We start from the raw sequence: 21,316 nt of genomic DNA, 5'->3' as shown, positions 1-21,316 counted from the left end.
CACTTCGTCCGGTCCAGCGGATGTTTTTCGCCGTTCCGTCTGTTTCAGGCTAGACGGTGGGCGCCCTATGTTCACGCCATGGCCGGCCGGGCCCACGGTCCCTGCTGACGCCACCCCCCGACGGCCGGCGGCCGACCGGCTGCTGGACGGCGGCCCGCCACGGCCGGCGGGGTGGAGACCCTGCGCGCCCGTGTCAACGCACGCGGGCGCGCAGGGCGGACTTGTCGACCTTCCCGGCGGGCAGCAGGGGGAGCTCGGCGATGATCTCGATCCGCTTGGGCACCTTGTAGTTGGCCAGGTGCGCGCGGGCGTGCTCGGTGAGCGCCTCCGGGGTGAGCGCGCTGCCGGGACGCGCCACGACGAACGCGGCGCCCACCTCGTGGTAGACGGGGTGGGGCATCGGGACCACCGCGACCGCCGCGACGTCCGGGTGCTCCTCCAGCGCGACCTCGATCTCGCGCGGGTACACGTTGTAGCCCCCCGACTTGAACATCTCCTTGAGCCGTCCGACCAGGGTGATGTTGCCGTCGGGACGGACCACCGCGAGGTCGCCCGTCCGCAGGAAGCCGTCCTCGGTGAACGCCTCGGCGGTCGCCTCCGGCAGTCCCAGGTAGCCGCTCATCACGCACGGGTTGCGCAACTGGATCTCACCCGGCGTGCCCGCCGGGACGGGCGTCCCGGCGGGATCGACCAGGCGCAGCTCCAGCCGCGGATCGGGCCGGCCGATCGTCGACGCGAGGGTCTCGTCGTCGGCGTCCGGATCGTTGTAGGCGACCGAAACGCAGCTCTCGGTGAGCCCGTACACCGTGCTGAGCCGCGCGCCCGTGGCGCGCAGCCGCGCGACCATGTCGCGCGGCATCGGCGCGCCGCCCCACCCGATGTGGGTGAGCGAGGACAGGTCCGCCGTGGCGAACTCGGGCCGCGCCGCGACGAGCTGGAACATCGTCGGGATCTGCCCCCAGAGCGTGATCCCGGCCCGTTCGATGGCGGCCAGGACGCCCGCGGGATCGAAGTCCTCCATGAAGCAGACGGCACCGCCCATCGCCAGCGGCACCGACACCACGTCCATGACGCCGCCGACATGGTTGACCGGGAGGTTCGCCAGGGCCACGGCGAGGGAGTGGTACTGCCTGGTGCCCTGGAGCCGGCAGCCCTCGGCGAAGGCGCGATGGCTGATGACGGCGCCCTTCGGCCGTCCCGTGGTCCCGGAGGTGTAGATGATGAGCGCCGGATCGTCCGGGGACACGGCTCCAGTGCCGTCTCCCGCGGAATTCTCCGCGCGGGAGAGGAAGTCGTTCAAGGGGACGGCGCCGGGCAGCTCCCCGGTGAGCGCGACCACTTCCCGGATGGACGGGGCGGCCGTGCGCAGTGCCGCGACGTCGTCGGCATAGGACCGTCCCGCGTGCTCGGCGAGGGAGGCCAGCAGCACAGGGCCGCTGTCGGTGACGACGTGCAGGAGCTCGTCCCGCGTGTAGCGCGGGTTGAGGCCGATCCAGACCGCGCCGATCCGCGACATGGCGAGGAAGAGCGTCAGGAACTCGGGACGGGGCGTCGTCAGCACCGCGACCCGGTCGCCCGGCCCGACACCGGACGCCCGCAGGGCCGCGGCACAGCGAGCCACGTCCGCGGCGGCCTCGCCGTAGGTACGGCGTGCTCCACCGAAATCTTCGAGCAGCGCACCGGGCTGCTGGGCCGCCCAGTGGTCGAGGAAGTCCACCACCCTGTCTGCGGCCGGGACGACGCCCTCACCGGGCAGCGGCGCTGCGGCGGGCAGGTCAGGCATCGGCGGCCTCCACGGACTCGTCCACGAAGAACGTGATCCAGTCAGCGACCATCGCGGGACTGTCGGCGCCCTCCACCTCGAGAACGTTACGCGTGAGGACGCGCGTACGGCCGGGGGCCTTCTCGTGGGCTTCGAGCAGCTCGGCGCGCAGCCGTACCCGCTCGCCGGTGAGGACCGGCCGCAGGAACCGCACCTTGTCCACGCCGTAATTGAGCCCGTACGCTCCGCTGTTCTCAAGCTTCAGGTCGCGCTTGTGGAACGCCACGATCATCGACAGCAGCAGGAAGCCCGAGACGAGCCGCTCGCCGTAGGGGTCGCCGTTGGACGGCGGACGTCCCAGGAAGTCCTCGCGCAGGAAGGTGGCCTTGCCGAACGCCTGCTCGTCGGAGAGGTCCAGCGTGAGCCAGTCGGAGCAGAACAGCTCCGTGCCGGCGAGCGAGGGGAGCTGGGCGAGTGTGTAGGTCATCGTTGTCCTTCGTCTTCGGTGATGTTCGATGCGGCCGGCGACGCCCCGGCGGGCGAGGCCCCCGCGGCGCCTGCGGTGCGGCCTCCGGGCCCGTCACCCTCGCCGCTCTGGTCGCTGTCGGTGCCGGAGTGGCCGATCCGGGCGTACCGCACGGGATCGGTGCCGCGCAGCCGCAGCGCGTACAGGGAGGCGGCGATGGCGAGCACGATGACCGCGTACGGGAGGGAGTTGATGAACAGCGCGTCGGAGTCGGCGAGCGTGTCGAAGTTGATCAGCAGCAGGACCGTGGCGGTGAGCAGCCCCAGGCAGCCGATCAGCGGCGCGGCCAGGGTCCGCAGGTACCGGCGGTCGCCCTTGCGGCGGAAGTGCGCGACGATCGCGACCGCGGCGAACGCCTGGAGCAGCACGATGCCCAGCGTGGACAGCCCGCTCATGATCGTGACGAGGTTGCGGTACGGGTCCAGCCCGGCGACCGCGAACGCGGCGACCACGATCAGCGTGAAACCGGCCTGGGCGAGGCTCGCGGTGTACGGCGAGCCGTGCCGGGGGTGCACCCGGCCGAGCCGCGCCGGCGCCAGCCCGTCCCTGGCCAGCGTGAAGACGTACCGCCCGGCCGCGTTGTGCGCCGACAGCAGGGAGGCGAACACGCTGGTGATCACCAGCAGCCCGAAGACGGCCTTCATCCCGTCGCCGAGCAGGTCCCCGGCCAGGTTGAGGAACAGGTCGCCGCCCTGTTCCTCGGCCGCACGCTGGGCCTGGTCCGCGCCGATCGCGCCGACCGTCATCCAGCTCGTCAGCGTGTAGAACAGCCCGATCACGATGACGGCCGCGTAGGTGGCGCGGGGGACCGTGCGGGACGGGTTCGGGGTCTCCTCGGCGTACAGCGCGGCCGACTCGTACCCGGCGAACGACCCGAAGGCGAACATGAACGCCACCCCGGGCGCCCCGGCCAGGATCGTGGACGGCTCGAAGGAGGCCGCGGCGAAGGCGTCCATCCCCTTCTGCGCGATCACCGCCACGTCGAAGACGAACAGGATGCCGACCTCGCACGTCATCAGCACCGCCAGCACCTTGGCCGACAGGTTCGCGCTGCGGAAGCCGAGCGCCGACATGACCGCGATGCCGGCCGCGCTCCACGCCCACCAGGGGCCGGGGACGCCGGCGGCGCTGGTGAGGAAGTAGCCGATGCCGCCGGCGAGCGCGGCGACCAGCGCGTTGTAGGCGATGAGCGCGAAGACCGCGCCCGCCGCGGCGACCGGCCGGCCGAGACCGCGGGCGATGTAGGCGTAGAAGCCGCCTCCGCCGGTCACGGTGCGGGCGATGGTCGCGTACCCGACCGAGAAGCACAGCAGCGTCACGGTGGCGACGAGGTAGGCGCCGGGCACGCCCGCGCCGTTGCCCGCGCCCATCGACAGCGGCACCGTGCCGGCCATGGCGACCAGCGGCGCCGCCGCGGCCACCACGAGAAAGACGATCTTCGGGGTGCTCAGGTTTCTGCTGAGCGCGCCTGCCGTCATGCGCACTCCTTGGAGGAGGAGGGATCTCGGAGGAGATCGAGTAAACCTAAATCTGATTCAGATTCAGGTTTGTCACGATACGCTGCGGACCCATGAGTGGCAAGACGGCCGAGGAGAATCCGGCGATGCGGCGCACCCCGACCCAGCGGCGCAGCAGGGAGCGGGTCCGCCAGATCCTCGAAGCGTCCGGTGAGCTGCTCGAAGAGGGCGGCCATGACGCGCTGACCACCTCCGCGGTCGCCGAGCGCGCCGATATCTCCGTCGCCTCGATCTACCAGTTCTTCCCCAACGTCGAAGCGATCATCGAGACGCTGGCCGAGCAGTGGACCGAGGGGTTCGTGGCGATCCTCGCGGGCGTGGCGGCGGACGGCCCCGCGCCGACGGCGGGCGAGGCCGCCGACCGCGTCATCGACGCCTTCGTGGCCTACTTCCGCGAGCGCCACGGTTTCCGCACCGTGTGGTTCGGCGGGGGCCTGCGCGGCGCCGCGCGCAGACTCGACCGGCAGAGCAACCAGGCCCTGGCCGAACGCCTCCTCGGGCTGTGGGGGCACTGGTACGGCCTGCCCGACACCCCGGCCGCCCGTTCCGCGGCGCGGGCGGCGGTCGCCATTGCCGACGCGCTGCTGGCCCTGGCGTTCCGCGAGGACCGCCAAGGCGACGAGGCCCTGATCGCGGAGACCAAACGGGCGGTGCGCGCCTATACCGCCGATGTAGTAGCCGAACTGAGCTGACGGCCCGCCCGGAGAGACCGTCCGGACGGGCCGTCGGGAGAAGCGTCAGCCGCGGGCCAGGGAGGGGTGCTCCCGGCGTGGGGCGTCGGCGAGGCCGTACAGCTCGGCCACCAGGTCGTACGAGCGCAGCCGGTCGGCCTGCTCGAACGTCGACGTCGTCACCATCACCTCGTCCACGGCGGTCTGCTCCAGCAGCGCGTCGAGCTGCTGCCGGACCGTGTCGGGGCTGCCCAGGACCTGCCCCGCCAGCCGTGAGTCGATGATCTGCCGGTCGACCGGCGTGTACGGGTACGCCGCCGTCTCCTCGGGGGTCGGCAGCGGGCCGGGACGCCCGGAGCGGAGCCGCAGGAGCGACAGCGCCTGCGGGGCCGCCAGCTCGCGCGCCCGCGCGTCGGTGTCCGCGGCCGTCACCGATACGGCGATCATCGAGTACGGGGCCTCCAGGACGGCGGAGGGACGGAACGAGTCGCGGTAGAGCGCCAGCGCCGGAAGCGTGTTCTCCGCGCTGAAGTGGTGCGCGAACGCGAACGGGAGGCCGAGCAGCCCGGCCAGCCGCGCGCTGAACCCGCTCGAACCGAGCAGCCACATCGGCGGCCCGTTGCCGGCCGCGGGGGTCACCTTGCTGTCCGCGCCGAAGTACTCGCGCAGCTCCACGACCTGCTCGGGGAAGTCGTCCACCGACAGCGCGTCCGGCGAGCGGCGCAGCGCCCGCGCGGTGGCCGCGTCGGTTCCCGGAGCGCGCCCCAGCCCGAGGTCGATCCGTCCCGGGTACAGCGCCTCCAGGGTCCCGAACTGCTCGGCCACCACCATCGGCGCGTGGTTGGGCAGCATGATCCCGCCCGACCCCACCCGCAGCCGGGACGTGGCCGCCGCGACCTGCCCGATCAGCACCGCCGTCGCAGAACTGGCGATCCCGGGCATCGCGTGGTGCTCGGCCAGCCAGTACCGGTGAAAGCCGAGGCCCTCGGTGTGCCGGGCCAGCTCCAGGGTGTTCCGCAGGGCCTGCGCGGACGTGGAACCGCCGGCGACGGGGGCCACATCGAGGACGGAGAAGGGAATGCTCATGAACAGTGCCAACCCGCCCGCGCCACGTCGTCTTCCCGCCGCCGGGCAAAAAGGCGGGGCGCGGCGTCCCGGGCACAGCGGGCCCCGCGGACCGGCCTCCACCGGAGGACGAACCGCCCCGGCGGCCCCGGCCGAAACGCCACGCCCGGTGACGGCGATACCCCAGGGAGTGCCCGAGAGGGGTGAACGCCCGTGCCCAACGAGTCGCCCATCGGAACCGAATACGCCCGCACCCGCGACATCATCGCCGTCGCCGTCCTGCTCATCGCGCTCGCCGCGGTGCTGATCGTGATCCTGGTCCAGGTCTGGCCGCCCGCCCCCTCCCTCGCCCCCGACGGCCGCCCCGAGCTGCCGCCCAGCGCCACCACCGCCCGGCTCCCCGGCTGGTCCCCGCGGCTGAGCCGCGAGACGGGCCTGTTCGTCATCGTCCTCGCGGCCGGGATGCTGGGCGCGACGGTGCACGCGCTCCGATCGCTCTACTGGTACGTCGGCAACCGCTCGCTGCGCCGGAGCTGGCTGATGATGTACCTCTTCCTGCCGTTCATCGGCGGTCTGCTCGGCCTGATCGTCTACCTGGTCCTGCGCGGCGGCCTCACCTCGCCGGCCGGCGGCACCTCCGACATCAACCCGTACGGGATCACCGCCATCGCCGCGCTGGTCGGCCTGTTCTCCCAGGAGACCGCCGAGAAGCTGCGCTCGGTCTTCGGCACCCTGCTCGCCCCGGCCCAGACCGGCCGGGACCAGGCGCTGCCCCCGAGGGTCGACGGCATCGACCCCGTCTCCGGCGAGGCCGGCACCACCGTCACCCTCCGCGGCACCGGCCTGGGCTCGGCCTCCAGAGTGCGCTTCGGCGATGCCGAGTCGCCGGCCACGGACGTGACCGACACCCAGGTGCGCACCACGGTCCCGAGCGGCGCCGCCAGCGGCCGTCCCATCGTCGTCACCCCCACCGGCAACGCCCCGAGCCCCGAGGACTTCACCGTCCAGTGACCACGGCGCCGCCCGCGCGCCGCCGGAGCCGGGCCGCCCGCGCCGCTGCGGCCGGGGCGGTCCCGGGCGTCAGGCGGGCGGCGGACGCCAGTGGTCGTGCCAGAGGTCGTAGGCCGCGCCGGGGTAGAGCCTGGGGAGGGTCGGCGGGTCCTCACCGGGCTTGAGCAGGCCGATGCCGTCGCCCGTCTCGGCGGTGCCGAACTGGAGCTCCATGCTGTAGGTGGTGCGGGCCAGGTTCTCCGGGCCGGCGACCAGGCAGGTGTACCGGGGGCCGGGCAGCTCCGACTCGGGGATGGCCCTGCCGATCGCCAGGCTGTTGGCGACCGTGACCCAGGTCCCGAGCGAGCCGACCTGGCGCTCGGCGGCCTGCTGCTCCCAGCGGTACTCCATGATCGGCTTGGAGAAGATCGGCACGAGCAGGTGCGACACCCCGCAGGACTGCAACTCGCGTTCCCAGCCGACCGTCCGGCTGATGTCCTCGCAGATCAGCACCGCGAGGCGGCCCAGGCTGGAGTCGAGCACCCGGATGGTGGAGCCCGGCGCGGCGTACTCCTCGGCAGTGCCCGTGCGCGGCGCGCCGGGCAGCCGCCACAGCCGCATCTGCGCGGCGTCCAGGGTGAAACCGGACAGCTTGTCCTGGACCAGGAGCTCCTCACCGGTCCAGCGGTCGATCAGGACGGCGCGGTTGGGCGGCGGGTCGCCGCCGCCCAGCGGTCCGGTGCCGAGCATCAGGAAGCGCAGGGGATGGCGCTCGCGGTCGCGGCCGGCGGTGTCGAACGCCTCCTCCTTCCACTGCTCGAGCATCGTCTCCGACAGCGCCACCTCGGGCATCACGGCGATCTGGGCGCCGGACTCGTCCAGCCTGCGGATGATCGTCTTGATTCGGCCTCGCAGCGCCGCCGAGTCAACCGGACGCAGCCGGTAGACGGTCATCCCGTGCCGCCGCTCGAACTCGATCTCGACGTCGTCGAAGCTCTCCAGCATGGGCGCGCAGCCGACGGTCACGGGTCGCTCGCGGGCGAAGTGTGGGTCGTTGACCGCCGGGAGCCGGATGTGGTCGATCTTCTCCCACTCGGCCGGCGGGATCCGGTGCACGCCGAAGAACTCGGCCTTGGACCTGAGCCCGCGCGGCCGTCCGGGAAAGGCGCAGCGCGGCAGCAGCGCGCCGGGGCTGCCCGGACCGTTGAGCCGCCCGTCGATCGTCCAGTTGGTCAGCACCTCGGTCAGGGCGCCGGTGTCGTGGTAGGGGCCGTACGGGTTGGCGTGCGCGAGCGCGCCGTCGAGGCCGAGCAGGAGCGTGAAGCGGCCGAGGTCGCCGTGCTCGGCGATCAGATGCGCGGTCAGCGTGGGCGGCAGCTCGCCGCGGTCCAGCACGATCTCGGTGATGTCGTTCGCCTGCCGATTCACCGCGGGATCGTCGTACCACCCGGTCGGCTCCCAGGTCCGGAAGAGGTGATCGGGCAGGGCGTCGTAGAGATCAACGAAGAGATCAGCTGGTTCGGCCGGGTAGGCAGGTGCCGCCAACTGATCCGTCATATACGCCCCCGGGGGGTTGACAGGGCTCGTAACGCGTGGTCACCCGATGCTAACTCTCGGAACTTCGCCCCATCAGTGTCTTCTGCTACAGAAAATGGCGCGATCTTCAGCGGTGGTGCTGCCGGATCGGGCCGCGGTGCCGTCGATCTCCGCACCGCGGACCTGGCGGAACGTGTCGCTTGACATTCACTTGGCACTCGATGCACCCTGGGTGGGCCGGCGTACTCGACGATCCTGAGGTGAGCCGTGAACGTGAGAGCCGAGCTGATGCCGCGCACCCTTTCGCAGGGCCGCGACCGCCGGACCGAGGTCCGGCGGCTTCTCGATTCCATGGAACAGGCCAAGGTCATCAGCGACGGGCACTTCAGCGCGCTCGGCATGATCATCACCGACGCCTCGCTGACGGCCGACGAACCCGCGCTCGTCGAGGTGCAGGACGGGCTGCAATGGCTGCACCGCCACTATCTCGACGTCCAGGCCCTGGACGGCGAGCAGCGCGAGCAGCGCGGCCGGATCCTCGGCCTCATCGACGTCGTCCACTGGGCGCTGCGGCGGCTGCCCTCCGGGCTCCAGCTCGCGCTCCAGCCCGACAGCCACGCCGCCCGGTTCCTCAGCGTGGTGGCGCGGCGGCAGGGCCTGTCCAACCGCGAGCTGGCCGCCGAACTCGGCACGGACGAGACCGAGATCAGCCGGGTGGGCCGCAAGCTGCTGTCGGCCGGCGTGGTCTGGCGCCGCAGGGAGTGGCGCGTCAACGCCTGGGACATCACCCCCCGAGGCCGCCAGTACCTGGAGAGTTCCGGCCTGCTCAAGGAGGGGCCCGGCAGCGGGCACGCCGCCGACGCCCCCTTGGGGTCGCCCGACCCGGACCCAGCCCCGGCGGCGGAGCCCGACGACGGCCGCCCGTCCGCCGAAGCCGCCGAGCCGCGCCGCTCCCCCCTGCCGGAGCGCACCGTGTCGGACCGCACCGTGTCGGACCGCACCGTGTCGGACCGCACCGCGTCGGACCGTCCCGCCACCTCGCCCGAACGTCCCGAACACCCCGAACGGTCCCGCGGCTGACCGCCTCCCGCCCGCGGTGCGCGCCGTCCGGGCGGGCAGTGGGGGTCAGGGGCGTTCGGCGAACTCGACCAGGCGGGCCAGGCCGTCCTCGCCGTGGCCTTCGGCGACGGCGCGTTCGATGAGGGCGTGGATCGGCTCCATCAGCCGTACGCCGACGCCCTGGTCGCGGCTCGCGTCGACCAGGTTGGGGAAGGCCGCCTGGTTGGTGGCGAGGCTGGAGACCTCGGTGGCGTACTCGCCCGTGTCGATCGCCAGTGCCTGCCGGGGGAGGCTGTGCATCATCGCGGTCAGCCAGGTGACCACCATCGGGGTGAACTCGGCCGCCGGGACGTCCTCGGTGCGGACCAGCGCGAGCGCCTGGTAGAAGCCGCCGAACATGCCGTACATCGCGCTCAGCAGGGCCATCTCGTAGAGGGCCGCCAAGCCGGGGTCGGCGCCCAGGAGGCGGGGGGTCCCGAGGGCCGCCAGCGTCGCGCGGTGCGGCTCGTACACGTCCTCGGGGCCGCTGTAGAGGATCGAGGCCGCCGGCTGCCCGATCATCGGGGGGACGGCCATGATGCCGCCGTCGAGGTAGCGCGCGCCGCGCGCGGTCGCACGCTCGGCCATGGCGCGGGCCTGGCGGGGCGTGCCGTTGGTGAGGTTGACGATCGTCCGGCCGTCGAGGGCGTCGCCCGCGGTGTCCAGCACCTCGTCCACGTTGTCGTACAGCGACAGGCAGACGACGACGAGCGCGTTCGCCGTGACGGCCTCGGTGACCGTGGCCGCGTTCGCCGCCCCCTTGGCGACGAGGGGGGCGGCCTTGGCGGCCGAGCGGTTCCACACGGTGGTCGGGTGCCCGTTGCGGAGGAACGCCTCGGCGAGCGCGGCCCCCATCAGGCCCAGGCCGATGACCGTCACGGGGGCGGGGTGGTTCTCGGACATGCTGTGCTCCTTGGTGTCGGTGGTCGGCACCAGCATGCGGCGGGGGACTTCGGGGATCCTTCGGGTGGATTCGCTGCAATACGGTGGGCATATGCGCTTCGGGGTGCTCGGGCCGATGGAGGTGTGGACCGAGGACGGCACGCCGGTCCCGGTCACCGACCTCAAGGTGCGCGTGCTGCTGGCCCACCTCCTGGCGCGGCCCGGACGGATCGTCCCGGCGGATCGGCTCATCGACGGGCTGTGGGGGGACGCGCTTCCTGCCAACCCGAAGGCGACGTTGCAGGCGAGGGTGTCGCAGCTGCGGCGGACGCTGGAGGACGCCGAGGCGGGCGGCCGGGCGCTGGTGGAATCGCGTCCGGCGGGCTACCGGCTGCGGATCGCCGCCGAGGCGGTCGACGCGGGCCGGTTCGAGGCTCTGGCGGCGAGGGCGCGGCGGACGGCCGCGCCTGAGGCGAGGGCCGCCCTGCTGGGGGACGCCCTGGCGCTGTGGCGTGGGGAGGCGTTCGCCGAGTTCGGATTCGCCGAGTTCGGGTCCGCGGTCACTGAAGGCGCACGGCTCGGCGAGTTGCGGCTCGCCGCGCTGGAGGAACGGGCCGAGGCGCGCCTCGAAGCCGGTGAACACGCGCTGCTGGCGGCCGAGCTGGGCGGGGCGGTGGCGGCCCATCCGCTACGGGAACGGCTCCGTGACGTGCACATGCGGGCGCTCTACCGGGCGGGCCGTACGAGTGAGGCCCTCCAGAGCTACGACGACCTCCGCCTGCGCCTGCGGGACGAGATGGGCCTCGATCCTGGCCCGCGCCTGGTCGAGCTCCAGCAGGCGATCCTGCGTCAGGACCCTGCGCTGGACGTGTCCGGCGAAGAGCGTCCGCGTACGAACCTGCCCGTTTTCGTCACCGACCTGGTGGGACGAGCCTCCGCCCTGGACGAGCTGACGGGCCTCCTGGGGAGTTCCCGGCTGGTGACGCTGAACGGGCCCGGCGGTGTGGGCAAGACCCGGTTGGCAGTAGAAACGGCCCGGAACGTCGTGGACCACCATCCGGACGGCGTCTGGCTGGTCGAGCTGGCGGCGCTGAGCGTCACAGCGACTGCGGCGGACGTGGCCGATTTGGTGGCCGCGGTGCTGGGCCTCCGCGATGACGCCGCGTCCACCGGTGATGGCGCGGATAGCGGGAAGGGCGGGCTCAGCGGGAAGGGCGCGCCCCGAGGGGAAGGCGCGGCGTCCGCAGGACGGCTCGGCGGGGTGCTGCGCGGGAAACGGATGCTGCTGGTCCTCGACAACTGCGAGCACGTGGTCGAGCCGGTCGCGCGTCTGGTCGCGGCGCTGCTGAGGGACGTCCCGGGGCTGAGCGCGCTGGTGACCTCGCAGGAACCGCTGGGGATCTCGGGTGAACGGCTGTGGAGCGTCCCGCCCCTGGACTCGCCGGAACGGGACGCCGGAACCGCCCCGGAAGAGCTGCTGCGCTATGGCGCGGTGGAGCTGTTCGTGCAGCGGGTGGCGGACGCCGTGCACGGGTTCGAGCTGCACCCGGACAACGCCGAGGCCGTCGCGGCGGTCTGTAGGCGGCTCGACGGGATCCCGCTCGCCCTGGAGCTGGCCGCTACGCGCGTGCGCGCGATGGGCGTGCACACGCTGGCCGAACGGCTGGACGACAGGTTCCGGCTGCTGGCCACCGGGAAGCGCGACGCCCCCGCACGGCAGCGGACCCTGCGCGCGATGATCGACTGGAGCTGGGAGCCCCTGTCGGAAACGGAGCGGACGGTGCTGCGGCGCCTGGCCGTGCACGCCGACGGCTGCACCCTGGAGGCGGCCGAGGAGGTGTGCGCCGACGAGGGCGTGGACGTTCTCGCCACGCTGGCCGGCCTGGTGGACCGTTCACTGGTCGTCGTCGCGGAGGGGCCGCGCTACCGCCTGCTCGAATCGGTCGCCGCGTACTGCGTCGAGCGGCTTCAGGAGGCGGGGGAGTACGAGGCGGTGCGCCGCAGGCACCACCGCTACTACGCGGCGTTCGCCGAGCGCGCCGACGGGCTGCTGCGCGGACGGGAACAGCGTCACTGGCTGGCCAGGATGCGCGCCGAGTCCGCGAACCTGCACGGCGCCCTTGAAGGTGCCGTGCAGGACGGCCACGCCGACCTGGCGCTCCGGCTCGCGAACGCGATGGCCTGGTGCTGGTTCCTCTGGGGGCGGCACGGCGAGGCGCGGAGATTCGTGGCCCTGGCCTTGAGCGCGAGCGGCGAGGAATCGGGGATCTCCAATAGGCGCCTGCTGGTCAGGGCGAGAACGTGGCGGGTCGGCCTGACGATGCTGGAGGGCGATGGAGCCGAGCGCGATGCGCGGAGCCGCGCGGCGCTGGCGGCGTACACGGACGATCCGCGGGGCCTGGCCTGGGCCGAGTGGTTCCTCGGCTTCGTCCGTGCCGGGTTCGGCGACCAGCGGGCGATCGGCGTCCTGCTGGAACGGTCGCTGGCCGGGTTCACCGCACTCGGCGACCGCTGGGGCATGGCGGCGGCGCTCACCGGCCGGGCCACGCTGGCGCTGACCGCCGGTGACATGGCCGTGGTGGACCGGGACGGCCGGCGCGGTCTCGCCCTGTTCGCAGAGATCGGCGACGGCTGGGGGAGGGCGCAGGTCACCGAGACCCTCGGCGTCCTCGCCGAGGTCGCCGGCGACTACCGGCGGGCCGAGGAGCTGCACCGGGACGGGCTGCGCGTGGCGGAGGGGCTCGGGTTGTGGGCCGAGGTCTCCTACAAGCTGTCCAGGCTCGGCAGGATCGCGTTGCTGACCGGTGACGGGGAGCGCTCCGAACGGCTGCACCGGCGGGCGCGGCGGCTGGCCGTCCGCGAGTCCCACCGGCGCCTGGAGCAGTTCGCCGACGTCGGGTTGGCGCTCGGCGCCCGCAGGCGGGGTGACCTCGACGCCGCCGAGTCGTCGCTGCGCCGGTGGATCCCGTGGGTGCGGGAGGTCGGCGGGACCCCCGGACTGGCGCTGCTGCTGGCCGAACTCGGCTTCATCGCGGAGCTGCGCGGCGACGCGGCCGAGGCGCTGCGGCTCCACGGCGAGGGCCTCGACGCGGCCCGCGCCACGGGCAACCCCAGGGCGGTCGCGCTCGCCCTGGAGGGGACGGCGGGTGCGCTGGCACTGGCCGGACGGTACAAGGAGGCCGCCGGATCGCTGAAGGCGGCGGCCGGGGCCCGCGCGTCGGCGGGCGCCCCGCTGCCCCCGGCCGAGCGCGCCGACGTCGACCGGATCGAAGCCCGGCTGCGCGCGGGATGACCCGTCCGCACCGGGGCGGTGGTGCGGACGTCGCCTGCACCAGCAGCCCGGCCGCCGCCACGTTCCCGGCGGGGACCGCGGCCGGCAGGAACGTGGCGACGATTCCGCAGCCCGTCGCGCTGATCGCGAAGACGAAGGCCGGGCGGAGCAGCGCGGGCGACCGCAGCCCCGCCATCATCCCGAGCTCGCCGTCCGTCCCCGCCTCCGACTCCGCGTCCGCCCGCACGGGCGCCCCCGTCCCCGTCGCCGCGTCCGCGGCCGGACGTGCGGCCCGGACGGCCCCTGGACGGGCGCGGTAAGGGAACCTGAAACGGACCGTAAGAGGCGTCCGGCATCGTCGTCGTCGCTGGAAGCGACCGAGACATTCGAGAGAGAGGCAGCCGACGATGACGCACTCCACCGTGTACGAGATCGTCCGTGACTTCGCCGTGCCGCGCGGGCGGGTGTACGCCGCCTGGACCCGTCCCGAGCGCCTCGCCCGCTGGTTCGGCCCCCGCGTCTTCACGACCCCCGTCCACCGCGTCGTCCTGGACGTCCGGCCGGGTGGGCGCTGGCGGGCCGTCCTGGTCGGCGACGAGGGCCTCGAGGTCACCCTGGGCGGCGCCTACCGCGAGGTGGAGGAGCCCGGCCGGCTGGTGTTCACGACCGGCGACCCCGACGATCCGGTCGACGGCCCCGCCGCCGTGGTCACCCTGACCCTGGACGAGCACGACGGCACCACCACGATGCGGTTCCACCACCACGGCGTCGACACCGACCCCGAGCACGCCGAGGGGGCCAAGGCCGGCTGGATCGAGTTCTTCGACCGCCTCGCCGAGCACCTGGCCGCTCAGACCACCTCCCCGAGGGGCACCGCGCCGTCGGAGGGCACCGCGCCGTCGAGAGGGACCGCGTCGAAGGTCAGCTCGCGGCCTCGGGCGTAGGCGGCGTCGAACGCGTCCCGGCCGAGCGCGGCGACGATCCCGGCGGTGATCCGCCGTACCTCGTCCGCTTCGCTCCGGCTGGACGGGGTGCGGTGCGCGTCGCGGGCCGCGGCGGCCAGGCCCAGCAGCCGGGCGCCGTCCCCGGGCGGCGAGGTGGCGGCCAGCGCCTCGACGGTGAACGCCGTCGTGCGCGGGTCGCCGATCTTCCTGGCCGCGGCGAGCGCCTCCAGGAACAGCACGTGCGCGCTCGCGGCGTCACCGCGCAACTCCCGGACGTAGCCCAGCTCGACCAGGGTCGTGGGCAGGAACAGGGGCGGGTCCCCATCGCGCGCGACGCCGTCGAGCAGGCGCTTCAGGTGCTCCTCCGCGATCTCCAGCAGCCCCGCCCGGCGGGCCGAGAAGCCGTAGCCCATCGCGGCGAAGACCCGTCCCTCCTGGTAGCCCTGCTCGTTCGCCAGGCGCAGCGCCTCCCCGCAGTGCTCCATGGCCCCCTCGTAGTCGGCGGTGGACATGGCCATCCACCCCAGCCAGGACCGGTGGCGCACCGCGTCCGGCCACAGCCCCATCTCCTCGGCCAAGCGCAGGCCCTCGGTGAACAGCCGGACGGCCGCTCCGGCGTCGCCCCTGGTCTCGGCGAGACCGCCGAGCCACTCGGTGGCCTGGAGCTGTCCCCAGCGGTCGCCCAGCTCCCGGAAGATCCGCTCGCTCTCGGTACCGTCGCGCTCGAGCGTCTCCAGGTCGCGCACGGTGAACGCGTGGCGGGCGTGCCTGCTCAGCGAGGCCGCTTCGCCCCACCGGTCGCCGATCTCGCGGAACGTGGCCAGCGCGGCGTCGGTCAGTTCCCGGGCGAAGGCCAGGTCGGCGAGGCAGAGCCCGAAGAACCACTGGGCCCTGGCCCGGGCGCCCGGATCGGCGATGCCGAGGGCGGCCTTCTGAGGCTCGGCCGGCATCACCTCGGTCTCGCCGAGCAGCATCGCGAACCCGGCGTGCCAGGCCGTCGCCTTGGCCCGTTCGTCGGCGGGCGCCTCGCCCGCGGCGTCCAGCGCGGCGGCCAGCGAGCGCCGCCCCTCGCTGAGCCGGCCGCGAAGGAACCAGTACCAGGCCAGGGCGTTCACCAGGCGCAGGGCTCCGGCGGCCGGGGCGGCGTCGAGGGCGGCCCGCAGGTTCGCGGCCTCGGCGTCCAGCCGCCGCATCCAGTGCGTCTGCTCCACCCCGCGCAGATGCATCTCGGCCCGCACGGCGAACTCCGTGTAGTAGGTGGTGTGCGCCCCCCGGACGTCCTCGACGTCCTCGGCGTCCTCCAGCCGGCGCAGGCAGTAGGCCGCCACCGACTCCAGCAGCCGGTAGCGCGTCCCCGATGAGCCCTCAACGACGACCACGAGGGAGCGGTCGACCAGCCGCGCGAGGACGTCCATCACGTCGACGCCGGGCTCGCCGCACACCGCCTCGGCGGCGTCCAGGGTGCAGCCGTCGGTGTGCACCGACAGGCGCCGCAGGACGACCCGTTCGGCGTCGGTGAGCAGCGTCCAGCTCCAGTCGATCATCGCCGTCAGGGTCTGCTGCCGGGCCGGGGCGCCGCGCTGGAAGCCCGCCAGCAGCCGGAACCGGTCGTCCAGCCGGGCCACGATCTCCTGGACGCCGAGCGACCTGACCCGGGTCGCGGCCAGTTCCAGCGCCAGCGGGATGCCATCGAGCCTGCGGCAGAGCTGCGCGACCGATCCGGCGTTGCCGGCGTCGAGTGTGAACCCGCGGGTGGACGCGGTCGCCCGCGCCAGGAACAGCCGCACCGCGTCGGCCCTGGCCACCGCGGCCAGCTCGGACCCGTCCGGCAGCGCCAGCGCCGGAATGCTCCACAGCGCCTCGCCCGCGACGTTCAGCGGTTCGCGGCTGGTCGCCAGGATCCGCAGCCCGGGAACCTGGCCCAGCAGGCGCTCGGCCAGCCCGGCGGCCTGGTCGACCACGTGCTCGCAGTTGTCGAGCACCACCAGCAGCCGCCGGTCGCGCAGCGCCTCGACCAGCCGCTCCAGCGGGCCCGCCGAGTCGGCGCGGATGTCCAGCGAGGCGAGGACGGCCTCGGCGAGCGACGTCGCGTCCCGCTCGTAGGGGGCGAGCTCGACGATCCACGCGCCGTCGGGGTACGCGTCGAGCAGCCGCCGCGCGACCTCCAGCGCCAGGCTCGTCTTGCCCACCCCGCCCGAACCGGTGAGCGTGACCAGCCGCGCCGTCCCGAGCAGCGCGCCGACCTCCGCGACCGCGCCCTCGCGGCCGATCAGGTCGCCGACCGCGGCGGGCACGTTCGTGCGGGGCCGCCGGCCCCTGCCGCTCAGCTCCGGGTCCTGGCGCAGGATCCGCTCGTACAGCGCGGCCAGCTCGGGTGACGGGTCGAGCCCGAGCTCGTCGGCGAGCCGTTCCCGCAGGTCGGCGTAGCTGGCGAGGGCCTCGCTCTGGAGCCCCTTGCGGTAGAGGGACCGCATGTGGACGGCGCGCAGCCGCTCGCGCAACGGGTGCTCGGCCAGCAGATCGGCCACCTCGACCCGCTCTCCCGCGTCGAGCCGTTCCTCCGCGTGGCTCTCCACGGCCGACAGCCGTGCCTCCTCCAGCCGGGCGATCACCGGCTGGAGGAACTCGGCGTCGGCGAACTCGGCGAACGGGGCGCCCCGCCACAGCTCCAGCCCTTCGGCGAACCGGCCCTCCGCGGCCAGCCGTGCGAAGCGGACGGAGTCGACCGCGTCCGGGCCGACGGCCAGCGCGTACCCGGGCGCGCGCGACACGACCAGGTCCCTCCCGCCGGGCTCGGCCTCCTGCAACGTGCGGCGCAGCTGCGACACCCGGACCTGGAGGGCGGCGACCGGATTGGCGGGCGGCCGGTCGCCCCACAGGTCCTCGACGAGGCGGTCGGTGGAGACCACCCGTCCCTCGTGAGCGAGCAGGTCGGCGAGCAGCACGCGCACCTTCAGCCCGGGGACCGTGACGGCCTCACCGGCATCGGTCCAGGTGGTGACGGGTCCCAGGACTCCAAAACGCATATGTGTGACCTTAAAGGCATTGAAGGGATGTCCCGTCGCCGATGCCGCCGAGTCCGCATCCGGCCGCACTGCTCGGACAGGGAGCACGCCGGCCACGCCGGCATCATCCGCGAGTCCCTGGACGGCGCCGGGAGCATGGGCTGACCGCGCCGGACCCGCGATGGCAGGTCCAGGTGCCCGGAACCGTAATACCATTGACGCCTTCACGGCCATTGACGGCGCCGGGATCGGTGAGGGCGTGCCCGGCCCGGTGAATTCACCGCGGTACATCGATAATCGCCCGGACCGTCCCGCAGCAGTGCGCCGTCGTGATGGCAAGGGCCGTGATCACGGTGCCAGGTGAAGTCTTAGGTCGATTATGGAAGATTGTTCTTGGCCTGCGCGGTGCGGCCGTACGGCTGAACGTTTTTGTTCTCGATGGCCTTATCCTGGGACGACCCCCAGCCGGTCACGTTCGGTGATATCCGATGGAGATGCCGTCGCCCGTCGAATGGGCGGACGTGCCGAGTCGGGGGTGTTCGGGCGGAGCACGTTCCAGCGGATGTTCCTGGGGGTGTCATGGTGGTTCGGGGGAATGCGGATCAGCTTTTCCGGCGGGGGGACGCATGCCGGTGCGGGTGATCGTCCACGATCGGCAGACCCTCACCCTGCTCGGCGTGCGGGCCGTCTTCGAGCCCGAGCGCGACATCGAGATCGCCGGGGAGACCCGCAGCGCCCGGCACCTGGTCTCCCTGGTGCGCGAGCACGGCCCCGACGTCGTCCTCATCGGCCTGCCGCTGTCGGACCTGGACGTGCTGGAACTGGTCAGGCGGGTCCTGGAGGCGGGCCGGCCCCCCGTCCCGGGCGTGGTGGTGATGGCGGCGCCGAAGTACGAGGGCTCGCTGCTCGACGCCCTCCGGGCCGGGGTCAGGGGCGTGGCCGGCAAGGAGAGCCCCCCGTCGGAGCTGGTCCGCACCGTCCGGGCCGTGGCGGCCGGCGGGGCGGTGCTGACCGCCACGATGACCGGGCACCTGCTCGACTGGGCGGCGCGGGTCCCGGTCGCGAGCGGGGTCCGCGCCTCGGTCGTGGCGGCGCTCAGCGGGCGCGAGCGGCGCGTTCTGGAACTGGTGTCCCGCGGCCTGTCGGACGCCGAGGTGGCCGCCGAACTCCACGTTTCGACGGCGACCGTGCGCTCCCATATGCATCACGTCACCGCCAAGCTGGGAATGTCGGGGCGGACGCAGGTGGTCGCCTTCGCCTACCGGCAGGGCCTCATGGTGGAGGAGTCGGCGCGCGGGGCCTGACCGGTCGGGAAAACTTCGCACATTATTTGCTTTTGCGACCTTGTCGCAAAAGCGACCATGCCGCACTCTGGTAGAGGGACGCCTGTCGCGGGTCTTTCCATGCACATTGGTGGACGAATCGACGGCCCGCGTCCGTTCATTGTTGATGAGATCGGGATTATTTCTCCCGTCCACGTTCAAGATCCATTCCATGGGCTGCGGTGCGCCCTTCCCAAAGACCAACATCCCGTTGAAGACAGGCGGCCGACGGCCAGATTACAGTGACACTGATCGGGGTGTCTTGAAATTGGAAAAGCCGCACCAATGAATGGCCGAAATGATGCGCACGCAGATCTACGGGGAAGAGGCGGGGGGCTTCTCCGCCGCCGGCTCCGCGGGGGGATCGCCGCTCGCCGCCGAACGGACCGAGCTGGTGCTCAGGCGCCTGCACCGGATGATCGGGCCCCGATTCGCCCGCGCCGAGCCGCGCGACCGTGCGTTCGCCTTCCTGCGCGGCATGGCCCTGTCGGCCGCGCGCCGGAACGGCAGGCGGCTCGCCGACGGCGCGGGCGAGGCCCGGCCCGACGGGATGCAGCGGCTCCTGACCACGGCGCGGTGGAACGCCGACGAGCTGAGGGACGACCTGCGCGACGTCATCGTGGAGCATTTCGGTGACCCGCGCGCCGTGCTGGTGCTGAACGGGGAGGGCTTCGCCAAGAAGGGCGACCGCTCCGTCGGGGTCCAGCCCCAGTTCTCCCCGTCGGCGGGCGGCACGGAGAACTGCCAGGTGGCCGTCTTCCTCACCTACGCGGCGCCGCGCGCGCAGGCCATCATCGACCGGGAGCTGTACCTCCCTCCGGAGTGGGCGCACGACCCCGCCCGCCGGGTCCGGGCACGGGTGCCCGCGGACGTGCGGTTCCGCAGCCCGGGACGGCTCGGCTGGGAGATGGTCCGGCGCGCGGTGGAGGCCCGCACGCCCGCGGCCTGGGTCGCCGCCGAGACCCCCTTCGGGCACGACGTCGAGCTGCGCCGGCGCCTGCGCGAGCGCGGGATCCCGCACGTTCTGGGGCTCCGAGCGGACCCGCGGCCCCTGCGCTCGACCGGGGGCCGCGTCCTGTGGGGCGTGCCGGAGGAGGCGATCGCGTCCATCCCGGCGCACGACTGGCTGCGCACCACCGACCGCGACGATCCGGTCCGGCGCGACAGCGCCTGCCATTCCGCCCGGATCCTCCTGAAGGGAGCGGACGACGGCGGCCTCGTGCAATGGCTGCTCATCCGCCGCGACACCAGGAAGAGGCGCCTGTACGTGTGCGCGGCGCCGCCGTCCACGCCGCTGCGCGAGCTGGCCGAGGTCGCCCGGCAAGCCGAGCTCGCTCCCCGGTGCGCCGCCTCGGCGCGCCGGGAAGTGGGGCTCGACCACTACGAGGTCCGGCTCTGGAAGGCGTGGTACCGCTACATCACGCTGGCCCTTCTCGCCCACGCCGGCATCACTCTGGCGGACGGCGGCGCCCCTCCCTGACGACCTCGCCCCCACACCCGCACCCGCGCACGTACCCGCACCGCACCCGCACGGATCATCGAGCCCTGCCGACTCCCGGAGGAACCCGCCATGCGTGAGATCACCGACGAGGACCTGCGGCGCGGCCTGGCGGAGCGGCTCCGCCGCTACCGCGGCCTGCGCGAGGAGCTCGGGCCCGAGCGCGCCCGCGAGGTGATGCTGGAGGGCCTTCCCGAGAAGCAGGCCGCGCGGCTCGGACCGGCGCTCAAGGAGGACCGCCTCGCGCGCGGGATGGCGCGCGCCCTGCCCTGGCTGGAGGCGGCCGGGCTCGTCCACGAGATCGTGGACGACTCGCGCCCCGGCGAGGACGCCGCGCTGGAGATCGCCTTCACCTGCACCTGCCTGACCGCGGCGGACGCCCTCGGCGCCGGCGCCGGCGCCGGACGGGCCGAGCCGCTGCTGTGCGGCCTGGAACTGGAGGCGACCCGGCGCGCCTTCCCGGAACTCGACGTCCGCGCCCTCGCCCACCGGGCCGAGGGCAAGCGGGTCTGCGTCTTCCGCTACAGCCGTGCCACGACGCCGGGGCGACAGGACGCCACGGCCTGACCTGGAGGTGACCATGAAATTCGATCCGACGACCGTCCACCGGAGGCTCGGCTGGCGCGCGCAGGCCGCCGTCGCGGGGCTCGGCGCTCTGCTGGCCGCCGCGGGCGACCTCCGCGCCGGGGTGCTCGCGGCGCACATCCCGGTGGTGCTCACCCGTCTCAACAGCAACGCGCTGACCGCGCCGGCCCTGCCCGACGGGAAGGTGTCGTTCGCGTTCTACGGCGTGATCGACCGGCCGGGCGAGACGCGCACCGTGCGGGCCGAGCTGGAGAAGGACGACATCCTGTACGTCGAGATGCTGATCCCGAAGCTGCCGCCGGAGACCGGGATCGCGCCGGCGGAGCTGCCGTCCCTCACGCTGCTGACGCCGTCGGGCGGACGGCGGGTGTTCACCGCCGACCGGAGCGAGACGTTCGACGAGCCGTACACCGACACGTCCTACATCAGCTACGCCGTCGGCCGCCTGCCGGCCGAGCAGGGCACCTACACCATGGAGATCTCCGGTGCGGTCCCCGCGCGGTTCGTCCTGGCGGTGGGCGAGGAGGAGCGTCCCGGCGAGGTGATGAGGGGCGAGGTCGCCGACATCGCCGCCGTGCACGAGTGGTACCGGACGCCGCCGGACGCGGGGCACGCCCCCGGCGGCGCCGGGTAGGCGTCCTCCC

17 protein-coding genes are annotated in these 21,316 nt (G+C 73.3%); 10 read left to right on the top strand and 7 right to left on the bottom strand.

All coding sequences use genetic code 11. The features are described 5' to 3' along the window. Nucleotides 1–193: 193 nt before the first annotated feature. From OHA34_RS13270 to OHA34_RS13260, 3 genes are read right to left on the bottom strand one after another with little or no spacing between them, the layout of a single operon-like run. A complete protein-coding gene (locus OHA34_RS13270) occupies nucleotides 194–1,783 on the bottom strand; it encodes a class I adenylate-forming enzyme family protein (protein ID WP_285944192.1) in 1,590 nt (529 codons plus the stop codon). Beyond that, entirely contained in the window at nucleotides 1,776–2,249 is a 474-nt protein-coding gene (locus tag OHA34_RS13265; protein WP_285944193.1) for a MaoC/PaaZ C-terminal domain-containing protein, read from the bottom strand. The genes OHA34_RS13270 and OHA34_RS13265 overlap by 8 nt, the downstream gene beginning before the upstream one ends. Next, nucleotides 2,246–3,766: an APC family permease gene (locus tag OHA34_RS13260; protein WP_329521753.1), complete on the bottom strand. Its 1,521-nt coding sequence runs from the start codon at nucleotides 3,764–3,766 to the stop codon at nucleotides 2,246–2,248. Before OHA34_RS13260 ends, OHA34_RS13265 begins: the two co-directional genes overlap by 4 nt. A gap of 92 nt (nucleotides 3,767–3,858) precedes the next feature. Here OHA34_RS13260 and OHA34_RS13255 point away from each other — a divergent pair, with 92 nt between their 5' ends. Further along, nucleotides 3,859–4,497 (top strand): TetR/AcrR family transcriptional regulator, encoded by a 639-nt coding sequence (locus OHA34_RS13255; protein ID WP_285944195.1) that lies wholly within the window; start codon nucleotides 3,859–3,861, stop codon nucleotides 4,495–4,497. Between the two features lie 45 nt (nucleotides 4,498–4,542). On the opposite strand, the gene OHA34_RS13250 is transcribed toward OHA34_RS13255, so the two are convergent. Next, a complete protein-coding gene (locus tag OHA34_RS13250; protein ID WP_285944196.1) occupies nucleotides 4,543–5,562 on the bottom strand; it encodes an LLM class flavin-dependent oxidoreductase in 1,020 nt (339 codons plus the stop codon). Nucleotides 5,563–5,754: 192 nt separating this feature from the next. Here OHA34_RS13250 and OHA34_RS13245 point away from each other — a divergent pair, with 192 nt between their 5' ends. Next, on the top strand, nucleotides 5,755–6,552 hold the full coding sequence (locus OHA34_RS13245) for an IPT/TIG domain-containing protein (RefSeq protein ID WP_329521752.1): 798 nt from the start codon (nucleotides 5,755–5,757) through the stop codon (nucleotides 6,550–6,552). Between the two features lie 69 nt (nucleotides 6,553–6,621). Here OHA34_RS13245 and OHA34_RS13240 read toward each other — a convergent pair whose 3' ends face one another. After that, the gene (locus OHA34_RS13240) at nucleotides 6,622–8,088 is read right to left on the bottom strand and encodes a hypothetical protein (RefSeq protein ID WP_329521751.1); all 1,467 of its coding nucleotides are present in this window, start codon (nucleotides 8,086–8,088) and stop codon (nucleotides 6,622–6,624) included. 246 nt (nucleotides 8,089–8,334) lie between these two features. Here OHA34_RS13240 and OHA34_RS13235 point away from each other — a divergent pair, with 246 nt between their 5' ends. Further along, on the top strand, nucleotides 8,335–9,147 hold the full coding sequence (locus OHA34_RS13235) for a hypothetical protein (RefSeq protein WP_329521750.1): 813 nt from the start codon (nucleotides 8,335–8,337) through the stop codon (nucleotides 9,145–9,147). 45 nt (nucleotides 9,148–9,192) lie between these two features. Here the strand turns inward: OHA34_RS13235 and OHA34_RS13230 are convergent, their stop codons facing one another. Continuing rightward, the gene (locus OHA34_RS13230) at nucleotides 9,193–10,068 is read right to left on the bottom strand and encodes an NAD(P)-dependent oxidoreductase (protein ID WP_285944200.1); all 876 of its coding nucleotides are present in this window, start codon (nucleotides 10,066–10,068) and stop codon (nucleotides 9,193–9,195) included. 91 nt (nucleotides 10,069–10,159) lie between these two features. On the opposite strand from OHA34_RS13230, the gene OHA34_RS13225 reads away from it, so the two are divergent. From OHA34_RS13225 to OHA34_RS13215, 3 genes are all read left to right on the top strand, one after another. Next, on the top strand, nucleotides 10,160–13,339 hold the full coding sequence (locus tag OHA34_RS13225; protein ID WP_329521749.1) for an AfsR/SARP family transcriptional regulator: 3,180 nt from the start codon (nucleotides 10,160–10,162) through the stop codon (nucleotides 13,337–13,339). After that, on the top strand, nucleotides 13,336–13,638 hold the full coding sequence (locus OHA34_RS13220; RefSeq protein WP_329521748.1) for a hypothetical protein: 303 nt from the start codon (nucleotides 13,336–13,338) through the stop codon (nucleotides 13,636–13,638). Before OHA34_RS13225 ends, OHA34_RS13220 begins: the two co-directional genes overlap by 4 nt. A gap of 87 nt (nucleotides 13,639–13,725) precedes the next feature. Then, on the top strand, nucleotides 13,726–14,262 hold the full coding sequence (locus tag OHA34_RS13215; RefSeq protein WP_329521747.1) for an SRPBCC family protein: 537 nt from the start codon (nucleotides 13,726–13,728) through the stop codon (nucleotides 14,260–14,262). On the opposite strand, the gene OHA34_RS13210 is transcribed toward OHA34_RS13215, so the two are convergent. After that, nucleotides 14,169–17,288: a BTAD domain-containing putative transcriptional regulator gene (locus OHA34_RS13210; RefSeq protein ID WP_329521746.1), complete on the bottom strand. Its 3,120-nt coding sequence runs from the start codon at nucleotides 17,286–17,288 to the stop codon at nucleotides 14,169–14,171. The genes OHA34_RS13215 and OHA34_RS13210 overlap by 94 nt on opposite strands. A gap of 605 nt (nucleotides 17,289–17,893) precedes the next feature. On the opposite strand from OHA34_RS13210, the gene OHA34_RS13205 reads away from it, so the two are divergent. The 4 genes from OHA34_RS13205 to OHA34_RS13190 all read left to right on the top strand — a co-directional run bounded on the left by OHA34_RS13205 (nucleotide 17,894) and on the right by OHA34_RS13190 (nucleotide 21,306). Beyond that, nucleotides 17,894–18,571: a response regulator transcription factor gene (locus OHA34_RS13205; RefSeq protein ID WP_329521745.1), complete on the top strand. Its 678-nt coding sequence runs from the start codon at nucleotides 17,894–17,896 to the stop codon at nucleotides 18,569–18,571. 316 nt (nucleotides 18,572–18,887) lie between these two features. Next, complete coding sequence (locus OHA34_RS13200) at nucleotides 18,888–20,069, top strand: IS701 family transposase (RefSeq protein ID WP_329521744.1); 1,182 nt, start codon at nucleotides 18,888–18,890, stop codon at nucleotides 20,067–20,069. 90 nt (nucleotides 20,070–20,159) lie between these two features. Further along, on the top strand, nucleotides 20,160–20,654 hold the full coding sequence (locus OHA34_RS13195) for a hypothetical protein (RefSeq protein ID WP_285944207.1): 495 nt from the start codon (nucleotides 20,160–20,162) through the stop codon (nucleotides 20,652–20,654). A 13-nt stretch (nucleotides 20,655–20,667) separates the two neighbouring features. Continuing rightward, entirely contained in the window at nucleotides 20,668–21,306 is a 639-nt protein-coding gene (locus tag OHA34_RS13190; protein ID WP_285944208.1) for a hypothetical protein, read from the top strand. Nucleotides 21,307–21,316 lie beyond the last annotated feature (10 nt).

This window comes from Spirillospora sp. NBC_01491 (assembly GCF_036227065.1).
Taxonomy (GTDB): domain Bacteria; phylum Actinomycetota; class Actinomycetes; order Streptosporangiales; family Streptosporangiaceae; genus Spirillospora; species Spirillospora xylanilytica.
This window is presented reverse-complemented; position numbering and strand designations above follow the sequence as displayed.

Excerpts from the sequence above, each read along its gene's own strand:
- OHA34_RS13270 (WP_285944192.1), bottom strand. The coding sequence starts at position 1,783 with ATGCCTGACCTGCCCGCCGCAGCGCCGCTGCCCGGTGAGGGCGTCGTC.
- OHA34_RS13265 (WP_285944193.1), bottom strand. The coding sequence starts at position 2,249 with ATGACCTACACACTCGCCCAGCTCCCCTCGCTCGCCGGCACGGAGCTG.
- OHA34_RS13260 (WP_329521753.1), bottom strand. The coding sequence starts at position 3,766 with ATGACGGCAGGCGCGCTCAGCAGAAACCTGAGCACCCCGAAGATCGTC.
- OHA34_RS13255 (WP_285944195.1), top strand. The coding sequence starts at position 3,859 with ATGAGTGGCAAGACGGCCGAGGAGAATCCGGCGATGCGGCGCACCCCG.
- OHA34_RS13250 (WP_285944196.1), bottom strand. The coding sequence starts at position 5,562 with ATGAGCATTCCCTTCTCCGTCCTCGATGTGGCCCCCGTCGCCGGCGGT.
- OHA34_RS13240 (WP_329521751.1), bottom strand. The coding sequence starts at position 8,088 with ATGACGGATCAGTTGGCGGCACCTGCCTACCCGGCCGAACCAGCTGAT.
- OHA34_RS13230 (WP_285944200.1), bottom strand. The coding sequence starts at position 10,068 with ATGTCCGAGAACCACCCCGCCCCCGTGACGGTCATCGGCCTGGGCCTG.
- OHA34_RS13225 (WP_329521749.1), top strand. The coding sequence starts at position 10,160 with ATGCGCTTCGGGGTGCTCGGGCCGATGGAGGTGTGGACCGAGGACGGC.
- OHA34_RS13220 (WP_329521748.1), top strand. The coding sequence starts at position 13,336 with ATGACCCGTCCGCACCGGGGCGGTGGTGCGGACGTCGCCTGCACCAGC.
- OHA34_RS13215 (WP_329521747.1), top strand. The coding sequence starts at position 13,726 with ATGACGCACTCCACCGTGTACGAGATCGTCCGTGACTTCGCCGTGCCG.
- OHA34_RS13210 (WP_329521746.1), bottom strand. The coding sequence starts at position 17,288 with ATGCGTTTTGGAGTCCTGGGACCCGTCACCACCTGGACCGATGCCGGT.
- OHA34_RS13205 (WP_329521745.1), top strand. The coding sequence starts at position 17,894 with ATGCCGGTGCGGGTGATCGTCCACGATCGGCAGACCCTCACCCTGCTC.
- OHA34_RS13200 (WP_329521744.1), top strand. The coding sequence starts at position 18,888 with ATGATGCGCACGCAGATCTACGGGGAAGAGGCGGGGGGCTTCTCCGCC.
- OHA34_RS13195 (WP_285944207.1), top strand. The coding sequence starts at position 20,160 with ATGCGTGAGATCACCGACGAGGACCTGCGGCGCGGCCTGGCGGAGCGG.
- OHA34_RS13190 (WP_285944208.1), top strand. The coding sequence starts at position 20,668 with ATGAAATTCGATCCGACGACCGTCCACCGGAGGCTCGGCTGGCGCGCG.